General features: G+C 68.3%; 14 protein-coding genes. 6 read left to right on the top strand and 8 right to left on the bottom strand.

The annotated features are described in order from the left end of the window. The first annotated feature begins 389 nt into the window (after positions 1-389). Genes KV396_RS13805 through KV396_RS13785 form a run of 5 tightly spaced genes read left to right on the top strand, consistent with a single transcriptional unit; the run spans position 390 to position 4,103 of the window. Complete coding sequence (locus KV396_RS13805; protein ID WP_247632318.1) at positions 390-665, top strand: hypothetical protein; 276 nt, start codon at positions 390-392, stop codon at positions 663-665. Positions 666-678: 13 nt separating this feature from the next. After that, complete coding sequence (locus KV396_RS13800; protein WP_247956074.1) at positions 679-1,767, top strand: GNAT family N-acetyltransferase; 1,089 nt, start codon at positions 679-681, stop codon at positions 1,765-1,767. Beyond that, positions 1,764-2,840 carry a GNAT family N-acetyltransferase gene (locus tag KV396_RS13795; RefSeq protein ID WP_247956073.1) on the top strand — a complete coding sequence of 359 codons (1,077 nt, stop codon included), beginning with the start codon at positions 1,764-1,766 and terminating at the stop codon, positions 2,838-2,840. The genes KV396_RS13800 and KV396_RS13795 overlap by 4 nt, the downstream gene beginning before the upstream one ends. A 10-nt stretch (positions 2,841-2,850) precedes the next feature. Next, a complete protein-coding gene (locus KV396_RS13790; RefSeq protein WP_247956072.1) occupies positions 2,851-3,549 on the top strand; it encodes a DMP19 family protein in 699 nt (232 codons plus the stop codon). After that, positions 3,546-4,103 carry an immunity 22 family protein gene (locus tag KV396_RS13785; protein ID WP_247956071.1) on the top strand — a complete coding sequence of 186 codons (558 nt, stop codon included), beginning with the start codon at positions 3,546-3,548 and terminating at the stop codon, positions 4,101-4,103. Before KV396_RS13790 ends, KV396_RS13785 begins: the two co-directional genes overlap by 4 nt. Positions 4,104-4,273: 170 nt before the next feature. Here KV396_RS13785 and KV396_RS13780 read toward each other — a convergent pair whose 3' ends face one another. The 7 genes from KV396_RS13780 to KV396_RS13750 all read right to left on the bottom strand — a co-directional run bounded on the left by KV396_RS13780 (position 4,274) and on the right by KV396_RS13750 (position 9,929). Next, on the bottom strand, positions 4,274-4,753 hold the full coding sequence (locus tag KV396_RS13780; RefSeq protein ID WP_247956070.1) for a hypothetical protein: 480 nt from the start codon (positions 4,751-4,753) through the stop codon (positions 4,274-4,276). Positions 4,754-4,816: 63 nt separating this feature from the next. Beyond that, on the bottom strand, positions 4,817-5,680 hold the full coding sequence (gene mutM, locus KV396_RS13775) for a bifunctional DNA-formamidopyrimidine glycosylase/DNA-(apurinic or apyrimidinic site) lyase (protein WP_247956069.1): 864 nt from the start codon (positions 5,678-5,680) through the stop codon (positions 4,817-4,819). Next, positions 5,673-6,290, bottom strand: a complete 618-nt coding sequence (rnc, locus tag KV396_RS13770; RefSeq protein WP_247622623.1) for a ribonuclease III — start codon at positions 6,288-6,290, stop codon at positions 5,673-5,675. Before rnc ends, mutM begins: the two co-directional genes overlap by 8 nt. Positions 6,291-6,378: 88 nt before the next feature. Further along, entirely contained in the window at positions 6,379-6,588 is a 210-nt protein-coding gene (gene rpmF / locus KV396_RS13765; RefSeq protein ID WP_247622624.1) for a 50S ribosomal protein L32, read from the bottom strand. A gap of 2 nt (positions 6,589-6,590) precedes the next feature. Further along, entirely contained in the window at positions 6,591-7,139 is a 549-nt protein-coding gene (locus tag KV396_RS13760) for a YceD family protein (protein WP_247624698.1), read from the bottom strand. Positions 7,140-7,202: 63 nt separating this feature from the next. Next, positions 7,203-7,700, bottom strand: coding sequence for a pantetheine-phosphate adenylyltransferase (gene coaD / locus KV396_RS13755; RefSeq protein ID WP_247622625.1), 498 nt, complete (start codon positions 7,698-7,700; stop codon positions 7,203-7,205). Between the two features lie 54 nt (positions 7,701-7,754). Further along, positions 7,755-9,929, bottom strand: coding sequence for an ATP-dependent DNA helicase RecG (locus KV396_RS13750; RefSeq protein WP_247956068.1), 2,175 nt, complete (start codon positions 9,927-9,929; stop codon positions 7,755-7,757). Between the two features lie 61 nt (positions 9,930-9,990). Between KV396_RS13750 and rsmD the strand changes: the two genes are divergently transcribed. Next, entirely contained in the window at positions 9,991-10,596 is a 606-nt protein-coding gene (gene rsmD, locus KV396_RS13745; RefSeq protein WP_247622627.1) for a 16S rRNA (guanine(966)-N(2))-methyltransferase RsmD, read from the top strand. Here the strand turns inward: rsmD and thiL are convergent. Beyond that, a complete protein-coding gene (gene thiL, locus KV396_RS13740) occupies positions 10,566-11,561 on the bottom strand; it encodes a thiamine-phosphate kinase (protein WP_247956067.1) in 996 nt (331 codons plus the stop codon). The two genes, rsmD and thiL, sit on opposite strands and share 31 nt — an antisense overlap. Position 11,562: the final 1 nt, after the last annotated feature.

The raw sequence follows: 11,562 nt of genomic DNA, 5'->3' as shown, positions 1-11,562 counted from the left end.
ATGCTTGACTCGGCGCCCGAACGTTCGCTAGCTTGGGCCACCGACACCTCAAGAAGGGAGGTTACCGATGATGAACATTCAGCTCTCCGCACAGACCAACGGTCTGGTCGCGCACGCTTCCACTGCGCCGCGCCTTGCGTACTCGGTAACCGACCTCGGCGTCGACGGCAACGCTGTCTCCTAGAACAGCGCCCGCCCTCGACTGATCCCCTCGGGGATCCGTCCGCGTCGATCGCCCTGTGCGCCACCGCCGCTGATCGTCATCGATCCGCGGCTCACGCCTCTCGGCATCCGCTCTCCGCGCCCTCTGCGCATCCGTCCGTCCGGCCGTCCGGCCGTCGACGCCGCGTCTTCCGCGTTTCTGCACACCCCTTTCGAAGGAAACCACCGTGAACATCACGCTGTCCCGCAACATCACCCACCCACCGGATACTCAGGACCGCACGGTCCTGCACATCCCCGAACCCGAAGAACTGCGCGCCCTGTCGCTCGGCGATCGCCTGTCACTGCGGATCGGCCTCTGGCTGCTCCGCCGGACGCAACGCCCCCGCCGACCGAAGCGCGAGTTCGCTCCGGCCGCACCGCTGTTCCTCCACGAACAGCACCGCAGCCCCCAGGAGAGCGCGGCGATCCTCGCCTACCACCTCCAGCGTCAGATGCACTGAGAAGGAGAATCGGATGAGTATCCCCCTCAGCGCAGGCGCGACCCTGCATCCGCTCGCGGTTCCGGCCCGGGCGGATGCAGCGGACGCGGGCGAGTTCCGTGAGCTCGCCCGCGTCCGCAACCTCGTCTACCGCGAACTCACCGGACGCGACGAGCAGGATCTCTCGCCGGCCGAACTCCTCCCCCGACTGCGGTCGCGCGAGGAGCAGACGACGCTCGTGTGGACCGCTCGGCTCGCCGACGAGATGATCGGTCGCGTCGTCGTCGATCTCCCCCACGAGGCGGGGTCGCGTGTGGCGATCGCGACCATCGAGCTGCGTCCCCTCGCCTGGGGGCGCGGCATCGGGCGGGCGATCCTCCCTCACGTCGAGGAGGCTGCGCGAGCGCACGGCCGCCGTGTCATCCAGAACTGGACGGAACAGCCCACCGCTGACGGGGCGCGCCTCGAATCGCCCACCGGGCACGGCAGCGTCCCGAACGATCATGTCGCCCGCTTCCTCACCCGCAGCGGCTTCTCGCTCGAGCAGGTGTACCGGATCAGCCTGCTGGACCTCGACGACGTCGCCCGCGCGCGGAGCGCCGAGCTCCTCGCCGAGGCGGAGGCCGCATCGAGCGGCTACCGGGTCGTGCGCTGGACGCTGCCGACACCGGCCGAACACCTCGACGGGTACGCCTGGTTGAAGTCGCGCATGTCGACGGACGCACCGTCGGCCGACCTCGACGCCGACGAGGAGGCATGGGATGCGGCACGCGTGCGCCGCATGGAGCAACGGCAGGCCGAGGCGGGTCACACTCTCCAGGTCACCGCCGCCCAGCACATCGTCACGGGCGAACTCGCCGCGTTCACCGAACTCGGCACCGGCACGAGCGGATCGACGACGACGATCCAGCACGACACCCTGGTGCTGCGCGAGCACCGCGGACACCGACTCGGGCTGCGCGTGAAATGCGCAGCCCTGCAGAGCTGGACTGCGGTCGCGCCGACCTCCCAGCGGGTCATCACCTACAACGCCGAAGAGAATCGGCCGATGCTCGCCATCAACGAAGCGATCGGCTTCACCGCGCGCGCCTACGAGGGCGCTTGGAAGAAAGAACTGACATGACCGCCCCGACGACGATCGTCCCCCTCGCCGTTCCCCCGACGCTCGACGACCCCGACGCCGCGGGGTTCCTCGCCTATGGCGAGCTCGGCCACCGGGTATGCGACGAGATGGTCGGCCTGCCCGATCTCGCACCGACCGCCGCGCAGATGCTGCCCGCGTGGCACGACACGACCGACACACTGCACACGGGCTTCCTCGCCCGACGGGGCGACCGCATCGTCGGTGCCGTCACCGTCGACTACGCCCAGGAGGCGGGGGCACGGGCAGCCGAGCTCGACCTGCTCGTGCCGGAGGAGCACTGGAACGAAGGCGTCGAGGAGGCTCTGCTCGATCGCGCTGAGGACGAGGCGCGCGCACGAGGACGCGACATCCTCCAGATCTGGAGCCTGCACCGCCCGATCGAGGCTGATCGGATGCTGGTCCCGAAGACCGGATGGGGACGAGTGCCCGCGATCGCGCTGACCGACCTGCTGGAGGCGCGCGGCTACCGACTCGAGCAGGTCGAACGCAACAGCGAACTCGATCTCACCGCCGACCCGGCGCCGCTGCGCGACACTTTGGAGCAGGCGATGAGCCGAGCCGGTTCCGACTACCGCCGCATCGAGTGGAATCTGCCGACCCCGCCGGAGCTGCGCGACGGCTACGCCGACGTACTGGCACGGTTGGTGACCGATGCGCCCAGCGGCGACATGGAGTTCGACGCCGAGGAGTGGGATGCCGCACGCGTCGTGCGTCGTGACGCCCGCCTCACGAGCGCCGGCCAGATGGTCTCCGTCGCCGCGGTGCGACATGTGCCGACCGGCGCGATCGTCGCGTACAACGAGCTGCTCATCGGCGAGGACCGCGCGGGCGTGACGCATCAGTTCGGCACGCTCGTCGCTCGGGAGCACCGCGGGCATCGGCTCGGCACCATCGTCAAGTGCGCCAACCTGCTGCGGTGGCGCGAACTCGCGCCCGACTCGACGCGGGTCTCGACCTTCAACGCAGAGGAGAACCGGCCGATGCTCGACATCAACGAGGCGATCGGTTTCGTACCGGTCTCGTATGCCGGGGCGTGGCAGAAGAAGCTCTGAGGAGGAACGGATGGCCCCTGTGGTCGGAGCGCACATCGTGGATGTGACATTCAAGGAGAAGCGTATCCTCGTGCACCTCGATGACGGCCGCGCGTTGGCCGCCCCGCTTACCTCGGTGGGGCCGACGGTCGCGGCGATGAGTGCTGCGGAGCGCGCGGGCTGGATCCTCACCGATTCCGGCCACGGTGTGAACTGGCCCGCTGCCGGGCAGACCTCGGAAGGGGACGCCCTGAGCGTCTGGAGCATCGAACAGGACGCCCTCTTCGAAGAAGCCCTCGCGGAGCTGGAGTCCGCCGAGTGGAAACCCGATGCCCTCGCCCCCCGTTCGCGAGCGCTGATTGCGCTCTGGCGGCTGGTCGCCGACGGATACAACGGCGGCCTTCTCCAGTTCCTGGGCAACTGGGGCATCGCCGAAGTGCAAACCGCCCGCGCGGCGCTCTCCGAATGCGGGGCGCACCGCACCAACACCGCGCTCCAGGAGTTCTGGGATCTCATCCGCCCGATCACGGAGTCCGAAGACGTCAGCACGATAGACGACGTCTACCGCGCGGTCGCGGGTGAGCTCGCCCCTCGTGTCGACGAGATCGACGAGGGCTTCTGGGATGCCGCAGAAGAGCTGACGCTGCGTGTGCCGCTGACCTATGGGCCCGCGCGCTCGGCGCTGGAGTCGCCTGCAGCGGAGTCCCCGGCCGTCGGGCACGACGAGTGAGCGCGGCTCCCGATGCCGCGACCGAGGCGTACAAGCGAGCTCTCGTGGACGAAGCGCTGACCCGCACTCCCCGCGGGGGTTTTCCCGAGATCGAACGGCGCGAGGGACTTCGCCCCGGAACCCTGTTCGATTGGGTCGACGCGTACGGGCCGCCCAAGCTCCCTACCGCACTCCACTTCTGGATCGGCACGACAGCGCAGACCGAAGCGCAGTTCATCTCCAACTTCGAGGTGCCCGACTCCTATTGGCAGGATGAGGAGGCATCCGCGGTCGATGCCGGTATAGGATTCAGCGTCGATCTCGACGAAGAACACGTGTACGACGAAGACCTGTTGCTCGTCATCCACCACGATGTCCCGCGCTCGGTCTCGGAGCTCGTCGCCGAGAGCACCCTCGAATCGGAAGTCTCGGCAGCAGCGATCGAAAAGAAGTGCGCTGAACTCGGCATCCACGACGCGAACGCCATGTTCGTCTACGGCGATCCGACCCAGGTGGTCTCCGATACGACCAAGCTGTACAACGGACTCGCCTACATCGGCCTGTTCGCGGGCTGATCCGGCGATCACTTCGGAGTTCGAACGCGCCTCAGACGCACGCCCGATCGCATCCTTGCTCTGGTCGGGCCAGGGTAGGCGCAGATCACCAGCAGTTGGAAGTACTCCGAGCATCGTTCGGCGGGCAAACGGAGATCGTCGATCTTGCGAGTCAGAGTGCTCGTTGGGAGCTACGCGACCGATGTTCGTGCGCGGCTGACGGTGGCCCCGTCAGCCGTGATTGAGCGTAGCCGGGGGCGCAAATAGAGGTAGGTCTGGTAGACCGGAGCGATCGAGTAGAGCAAGAAGACCGGATAAAGTCCGATGATCGGGATTACGATGATCAACCATGTGAGCGCCCCATAGGTGTGCCCTACTGAAACCGCAGTGGCGGTCATTAGTCCGAACAGCCCCGGAAGCAGAGCAACCACGGCGACAATGATTGCGCACCACACGAACTCCCCCACAAGGAACCATCCGGGACCAGCCCGGAGCAACCAGGCGAACATGGGGTTCCCCTCATGGGCCAGCGCCGTGTTGGTCCAGTAGACCTCGGGCTGCCCGAGCAGAGTGACCGTCGAATCGGTAATCGAGCACGCACAAGCCGGAAGCGCGATCTGCGCGCGCCGCAGAAGCTCACTCTTCGAGAAGTGGGAACGTGCCTGCCTCATCTTCATCCCTTCGGCGAAGCTGCGAGGCTATCACGACACTCAGCCGCACAAACGGGATCGCCGTCATCTCCGTCGCTGACACCTCGGGCAGTAATGACTCGAACGGTTCATGAAGGCCTCGCGATGTATTAGACCACCGCAACGCGGGCAGGCCTTGCCCTGACGCCCGTAGGCGTTGAGCGAGTGGGCGAAGTACCCGGCCTGACCATTCACGTTGACGTACTGTGCATCGAAACTCGTACCACCCTCGGCGAGGGCCTTGGCGAGCACGGAGCGGACCTCGCCGAGAAGCCGACGCACGGCCTGCGTCGACAGTCGCTCGGCCGGGGTCTCGGGGTGGATGCGAGCGGCCCACAAAGCCTCGTCGGCGTAGATGTTGCCGATGCCGCTGACGACCGTCTGGTCGAGGAGAACCCGTTTGATCGCGCTGCCGCGTTTGACCAGGGCCGCGCGGAAGATCACGTCGTCGAAGAACGGATCGATCGGGTCGCGGGCGATGTGCAGCACCTGCGACGGCACGGCGCTCGGGCCGTCGGCGACGAGAGCGTCGACGGCGAGTGATCCGAACGTGCGCTGGTCGGCGAACACGACGGCGAGCTCGCCGTGCGTCGGATGCTCGATGTGCAGCCGGATGCGCTCGTGACGCTCGGCCGAAGCATCCGGCGCGCGCAGCAGCATCTGCCCGCTCATCCCGAGATGCGCGATCAGGGCGGAATCGTCGGACTCGAGCGGCAGCCAGAGGAACTTGCCACGCCGCGAGGCCGTGACGACACGGCGCCCTTCGAGGCAACGCACGAAATCCGCGGCGCCGGCCGGATGCCGGGTGAGGGCACGCTCATCGAACACGCTGACACCCGTGATGATCGCGCCGGTCATGGCGGGAGCGAGCCCCGCTCGGACGACCTCGACCTCGGGAAGCTCAGGCACGTTCGCTGAGGAAGCGCCAGGCGCTGAGCGCCGCAGCCATCTCGGCCGTCTTCTTGCTGCTGCCCAGGCCGTTCATCCGGACATCGCCGACGACGACCGTCGCCGTGAAACGCCGATCGTGATCCGGACCGCTGGCGACCACGCCGTAGACGGGCGGGGTCGCGCCGATACGTGCGGCCAGCTCTTGCAGGCTGGTCTTCGGGTCCATCGCCGCGCCGTAGCGCTCGGGGTCGTCGAGCAGCGGTCGGGTGAGTCGCAGAACGAGCTCGGTCGCTGCATCCGGACCCGCCGAAAGGTAGGTCGCGCCGATGACGGCTTCCATGGTGTCGGCGAGGATCGAGTCCTTGTCGCGTCCACCGGTCTGCTCTTCGCCGCGTCCCAGGAGAAGGTGACTGCCGAGATCGATTCCTCGTGCCACCTCGGCCAGCGCCACGGTCGACACGACGCTCGCTCGGCGCTTCGCCAGCTGCCCCTCATCGAGTTCGGGGTGCGTGGTGAACAGCATCACGGTCACCGCCTGCCCGAGCACCGAGTCCCCGAGGAACTCGAGTCGCTCGTTGTGCGGGATGCCACCGTGCTCGTAGGCGTAGGAACGATGAGTGAGCGCCAACTCCAGAAGCTCCGCGTCGATATCGACGCGGAGCTTGGCTGGGAGAGGTCGCTTCCCCTCAGGGACCTCCGTCACGATGACTCGCGACTCAGACGTCAGCGACCTTGCGGCCCTTGTACTCGAGGAACAGCTCGGTGCCCTGCGAGTCGGTGACGACCTTCGCCTGGTGCGGACGGCTGTAGACGACCTTGCCGTTCTCGATCGTCTTCACGAGGGCGACGGGCGCCGCCTTCCACTGCGCGCGGCGCGAGCGGGTGTTCGAACGGGAAACCTTGCGCTTCGGGGGGTTACCAGCCATGACTAGCTCTCTTCTTTCTCGGCGGCGCGGCTCTGTGCCGTTCCGTCTTGGTCTGTGATCTGCTGGAGCGCACTCCATCGAGGATCGATGGGAGCGGCCTGCTCCGTCCCGGTGCTCGCGGTCAGCCTTTCGCCCGTTTCCGGGTCGAGACCCAGGCAATCCGGCTGACACACCGGCTGAAATGGAAGCGCCAAAACGGTCGCATCCCTGACGAGAGTTTCAAGATCCACGTGGTCGTCTTGAACCTCGAAGTCAGTTTCTTCCTCACCAGGATACGCGAAAAGCTCCTGGAACTCGACTTCGACGGGCCGAGCGATGTCGATGAGGCATCGACCGCACACGCCGACGTACTCCGCGTCGGCCGCTCCGGAGACGAGAATCCCCTCGTGCACGGACTCCAGTCGCACGTCGAGGTCGAGGTTCGAGCCCTTCTCGAACGAAACGATCCCCTCGCCCCACTGCTCGGGAAGCGTCACCGTGAAGGTATGCTCGCGCATCTCCCCCGGCCGCCGGACGATGTCGCGGACGGGCAGGATGAAGGGGCCGTTCAGTCGGGATCGCACCCGACAATGCTACCGGCCCTCACCGGCGCGGGGCTGGACGAACGCTCCGTCTCAGATCCCCCGGGCGCCCGTGTCGAGGAACTCGGCCACCACCGGCGGGACGAACGGGGAGATGTCGCCCCCGAGCGAGGCCACCTGACGCACGAGTGAGCTCGACACCAGCGCGTGCGCGGGATCGGGCAGGAGGAATACGGTCTCGATGTCGGCGAGGTGGCGGTTCACGATCGCCATCGGCGACTCGTAGGCCACGTCGATCTGCGATCGGATGCCCTTGACGAGGACTCCCGCATTCACGTCGCGCGCGTAGTCGACGAGCAGCCCCATGCTCCACGAGCCGATGATGATGTTGCCGGGCATCCCGTCGTCGGCGATCGATCGCTCCAGCAAGGACATGCGCTGAGCGATCGGGAGCATCGCCTCCTTGCCGGGGTTGTGCACGACGAGCACATGGAGCTCGTCGAACAGGGTCGCGGCCCGCCGGATCACATCGAGGTGTCCGAGCGTGGGCGGATCGAAGGAACCGGGGACGACGGCGATCCTGCTGCTCATGCCCACCAGCCTAGGGCACCTCTTCAATGCACTCCCCGTGAGGCGACATCGAGCTCAGTTCTTCGCGAGCGCGGCTCTGTCCTCGTCACTCACTCGCCGGAGGATCGCGTCGCGCAGACCGGCGTGTCGCACGAGGTCGGGGTCCGCCGCGAGGATCTCCTCACCCAGCTCGCGAGCACGCACGATGAGGCCCGCGTCCTTCACGACCCGGAGGAGTTTGAGCGAGGAGCGCACGCCCGCCTGGGCGGCGCCGAGCACGTCGCCTTCGCCGCGCAGCTCGAGATCGACCTCGGCAAGCGCGAAGCCATCGAGCGTAGCCGCGACGGCATCGACGCGCTCACGGGCGACGGAGCCGGACTCGGCCTCCGTGACCAGCAGGCAGAGCCCCGGGACGCCACCGCGACCGACGCGTCCACGCAGTTGGTGGAGTTGGGACACGCCGAAGCGATCGGCGTCGAGCACGATCATGGTCGACGCGTTCGGGACGTCGACGCCGACCTCGATCACGGTCGTCGCGAGCAGGAGATCGATCTCGCCGCGCGAGAACGCCTGCATGACCGCATCCTTCTCGTCGGACGGCATCCGCCCGTGCAGGACCGCACGTCGCAACCCGCCGAGTGTGGGATGGGTCGCGAGCGCCTCATCGAGCTGCACGACGCCCCAGCGCGGGCCGTTCCCGCCTTCCGACGCGATCGCCGGCTGCTCCCCCGCCTCGCCGGTCTTCTTGGTCGTGTCGATGGCCGCGCACACCGCGAAGACCTGACGCCCCTGGGCGATCTCCTCGGCCGCGCGTTCCCAGACACGGTTGAACCACCCGGGATGCTCGGCGAGCGGAGCGACGAAGGACTCGATACCCGCGCGCCCCGCAGGCATCGTCCGGATGACGGAGGTGTCGAGGTCGCCGAAGACCGTCATGGCCACCGTGCGCGGGATCGGTGTCGCGGTGAGCACGAGTGCATGCGGGCTCGAGCCCTTCGCGCGCAGCGCCTCGCGCTGCTCGACGCCGAAGCGGTGCTGTTCATCGACGACCACGAGACCGAGGTCGGCGAACGTGGTCTTCTCGCCGAGGAGTGCGTGGGTGCCGACCACGATCAATGCCTGGCCGGAGGCGACGCGCAGGGCGGCCTTGCGTCGCTCGGCAGCCGGCATCTGGCCGGTGAGGAGAGTCGGCATCACGAGCGGAGCCAGTTCGCGACCCAGCATTTTGGTGATCGAGCGCAGATGCTGCCCCGCGAGCACCTCGGTCGGGGCGATGAGCGCCGCCTGTCCCCCGCTCTCGGCCACCTGGAGCATCGCCCTCAGCGCGACGAGCGTCTTTCCCGAACCGACCTCGCCCTGCACCAGCCGGTTCATCGGCCACGCGCCGATCAGGTCTTCGGCGATCTGCGCACCGACCGTCTGCTGATCGGGCGTGAGCGTGTAGGGCAACGCGGCATCGAAGCGCTCGAGCAGCCCTCCCGGCGACGCGGCGCGGGGGGTCGCGGAGAGCGCGCGCACCGCATCACGCTGCTGGAGCAGAGCGGTCTGCAGGGTCAATGCCTCGTGCATGCGCAGAGTGCGCACCGCAGGATCGATGTCGTTCTTGGTGCGGGGCCGATGGATGAGCTCGATGGCCTCGCGCGCGGTGAGGAGCTCCTCTCGGGATCGCACGGATTCCGGGAGCGGATCGGGCACGTCGACGAGCGCATCGATCACCCGACCGACGAATCTCGCGATCTGCCAGGTCTGTACCGTCGACGTCGCCGGGTAGATCGGGATCGGCACCGAAGCGCGGGCATCCGCACTGCGTCGAGCGGAATCCTCGTCATCGAACAACTCGTATTCGGGATGCGCGAACTGCGTCACGCCGTTGAACTCCCCGACCTTGCCGGAGAACACGCCTCGCCGGCCCACCGCGAGATCGTTCGAGCGCCACTCCGCCTGACCGATGTTCTTCGCGAAGAACGTCAGCGACATCCGACCGATCCCATCGCCGATCACGACGTCCACCATCGCCCCGTTGCGATTGCGCATGCGACGGAAGCTCGACGAGAGCACCTCGGCCACGATCGTCACCGTTTCGCCGAGCGGGAGCTCGCGGATCGGAGTCAGCTCGCCCGGATCGGCGTAGCGGCGCGGATAGTGCGAGAGAAGATCGCCCACCGTGCGCATCGAGAACGCCCGATCCAGCGTCTTCGCGGTCGTCGTACCCAACGCGTCGTCGAGCGACGAATCCAGGGTGAGCGACATGCATCGAGTCTAGGGAACGCCACCGACACCCGCGTCACTCCGCCTGTCGTATCGTGAACGGGTGACGAGGATCATCGCCGGTACGGCCGGAGGAACGCGCCTGGAGGTGCCGGACGCCGGCACCCGCCCCACGAGCGATCGGGTGCGGGAGTCGCTCTTCGGAGCGCTCGAGTCGTTCGGCGCCATCGATGACGCCCGGGTGCTCGATCTGTACGCCGGCTCCGGCGCCCTGGGGCTGGAGTCGCTCAGCCGCGGCGCTCGCAGCGCCGATCTGGTCGAACGGGGGCGCGCCGCCGCAGCGATCGTGCGCAAGAACTCCGCGGCCGTCGCACGCGCCGGCGGAGTCGCGGCGGCCCGCGTGCACGAGAGCGCCGTGCATCCGTTCCTCGTGCGTGCGCAGGGCCCGTTCGACCTGGTGTTCACCGACCCGCCGTACGACCTCGATGACGAGGCGATGACCGCGGATCTCGTCGCCCTCGCGCCATTGCTCTCCCCCGACGCACTGGTCGTGGTCGAGCGTGCGCGCCGATCGACACCCCCGGATCTCGACGCCGCGGGGCTCGAGCTCGTGCGCGAGAAGACCTACGGCGACACCACCGTGTGGTGGGGGCAGCCGCTCGACGGCGCGGATCGCGATCAGCCCGCGGCGGAATCCCAGTCGCGATAGGGGTCCCATCCCCGGACATCCACGGGTTCGCCATCGCACAGCACACCGTCACCGGATGGCTCGACCACGCGTCCGATCACGCGGAAGCCCGGAGCGAGCATCCCCTCGGGGAAGGTGGCCAGAAGGGCGTGGTCCTCACCTCCGGCCAGGGCGCGACGCGCATCCGAGCCGAGCGCGTGCCCGTCGAGTGCGAGGGTGACACCGGAGGCATCCGCCAGGCGACCGGCGTCGAGCGCGAGCCCGTCGGACACATCCATCATCGCGGTCGCACCCGTCACGGCGGCCATCGGTCCGAGGCCGATCGGCGGTGACGGTCGCAGCTGGGCGGCGACCGCGGCCGCCTCACCGTCGCCGAGCCTCGACGGATCGACGGGGACAGGCGTCTCACCGTCGCGGAAACGACCGAACAGCACCGCCAGCCCGCGGGCCGCGAGGCCCAGCTCACCGGCGATGGCGACGGATTCCCCGGGCCGCGCGCCCGAGCGGGTGATGGCCGAGCGCCCCTCGAGATCGCCGAGGGCGGTGACCGCGACGGTCAGCACATCCGAGACCGTCAGATCGCCCCCGACCACCGCGCACCCCGGCGCGAGCGCCTCGCACGCGTCGCGGAAGCCGTCGGCCAGCCGCTCGACGAACGACAGCCGCAGATCGCGAGGGACGGCGAGGGCGACCAGCAGGGCTGTCGGACGGGCCCCCATCGCGGCGACATCGGCGAGGTTGACCGCGGCGGCCTTCCACCCGAGGTCGTAGCCGGAGGTCCAGGCGAGACGGAAGTCGGGACCGTGCACGAGGGTGTCGGTCGTCGCGACCACCGAACCCGATGGGGCGGAGATCACCGCCGCGTCGTCTCCGGGACCGAGGATCGTGAGCGATCCGGGCGGCGTGCGCGACAGGATCGCGCGCAGGATGCTTCCCTCCGAGAGCTCGCCGAGCAGGGGGTCGTGGTTCTCGGGTCGGGAGGGCATG

It is taken from the genome of Microbacterium galbinum (assembly GCF_023101185.1).
GTDB classification, from domain to species: domain Bacteria; phylum Actinomycetota; class Actinomycetes; order Actinomycetales; family Microbacteriaceae; genus Microbacterium; species Microbacterium galbinum.
Note: the sequence above shows the minus strand (reverse complement) of the source record. Positions and strands in the feature narration are given on the sequence as shown.